Genomic DNA, 1,409 nt, shown 5'->3' with positions numbered 1-1,409 from the left:
CAAAAAAGAATCATTGAACAATGTTTGGCAGCTAACTCCTATGACAGATATTTTCCAAATGATTCATGAGCATGAGGGCTCAAAGATGTTCATCACATAAATTGGAGAAAAGTAATGGTTTTGAAAAATAAAAAGATACCAAAAGTTGGAATTGGCGGACCCGTAGGATCTGGAAAAACTCGCCTCATTGAGAGAGTTGTACCTGTCTTGATAGAAAGAGGATATCGGTGCTGTATAATATCAAATGATGTCATATCAAAAGAAGATGCCCAAAGGATGCAGCGAATTTTGTCTACAGAGCTCAAAGTCATGCCTGAAAACATGATAATTGGAATAGCAACAGGGGGTTGCCCGCACACGGCTATACGAGAAGATCCAACAATCAATCTAGCCGTAATTGACGAAATAGAAAAGAAAGATCCTAGCCTTGACTTGATAATCATTGAGAGCGGAGGAGACAATGTCATGACCACCTTTAGTCCTGCCCTTGCAGATTATTTCATTTACATAATCGACGTATCAGGAGGAGACAAGTATCCAAGAAAAGGCGGGCTAGGGATAGAAAGTTGTGACTTGCTGGTCATTAACAAGATTGATCTTGCACCACAGNAGGAGGAGACAAGTATCCAAGAAAAGGAGGACTGGGAATAGAAAGTAGTGACTTGCTTGTCATCAACAAGATTGATCTTGCACCGCATGTGGGAGCAGATCTATCCATAATGAAAAGAGATGCTGAAAAGATAAGGGGTGGCAGACCATATGTATTTGTCAACTGCCAGACAGGTCAAGGCATAGAAGATGTTGTNAGAAGACGCACAAAGGATGCAGCGAATTTTGTCTACAGAACTCAAAGTTATGCCTGAAAACATGATAATTGGTATTGCAACAGGAGGTTGTCCACATACTGCAATACGTGAAGATCCAACAATAAATCTGGCCGTAATCGAAGAGATAGAAAAGAAAGACCCTAGCCTTGACTTGATAATCATTGAAAGTGGGGGCGACAATGTCATGACCACCTTTAGTCCTGCCCTTGCAGATTATTTCATTTACATAATAGATGTATCAGGAGGAGACAAGTATCCAAGAAAAGGAGGACTGGGAATAGAAAGTAGTGACTTGCTTGTCATCAACAAGATTGATCTTGCACCGCATGTGGGAGCAGATCTATCCATAATGAAAAGAGATGCTGAAAAAATAAGAGCCGGTAGACCTTACGTATTTGTCAACTGTCAAACTGGCCAAGGCATAGAAGATGTTGCAGAAGACATAATCAGATCAATCTTGTTTGATAAAAAACCAGTTGTCAGAAAGGATAGAACGAGATGATCCCATTGATTCCAGACATTTTCAAAAAATACACAAATAAAAAATTCATAATGCCAGGCCAGAATGGTACCATAGAGATC

Annotated in this window: 1 protein-coding gene and 2 pseudogenes; all 3 read left to right on the top strand. The window is 40.1% G+C overall.

The window, feature by feature from the left end:
* Positions 1 to 114: 114 nt before the first annotated feature.
* Positions 115 to 609 (top strand): annotated as a pseudogene (locus DYY66_RS04280) (urease accessory protein UreG); the annotation flags it as partial.
* A gap of 1 nt (position 610) precedes the next feature.
* Positions 611 to 805 (top strand): annotated as a pseudogene (locus tag DYY66_RS14105) (urease accessory protein UreG); the annotation flags it as partial.
* A gap of 17 nt (positions 806 to 822) precedes the next feature.
* Positions 823 to 1,329: a GTP-binding protein gene (locus DYY66_RS04270; RefSeq protein ID WP_394352570.1), complete on the top strand. Its 507-nt coding sequence runs from the start codon at positions 823 to 825 to the stop codon at positions 1,327 to 1,329.
* Positions 1,330 to 1,409 lie beyond the last annotated feature (80 nt).

Source organism: Candidatus Nitrosotalea sp. FS, from assembly GCF_011319475.1.
Lineage (GTDB): Archaea > Thermoproteota > Nitrososphaeria > Nitrososphaerales > Nitrosopumilaceae > Nitrosotalea.
Note: the sequence above shows the minus strand (reverse complement) of the source record. Positions and strands in the feature narration are given on the sequence as shown.

Bases quoted from the DNA above. Each gene is read 5' to 3' on its own strand.
- DYY66_RS04270 (WP_394352570.1), top strand. From the start codon at position 823: ATGCAGCGAATTTTGTCTACAGAACTCAAAGTTATGCCTGAAAACATG.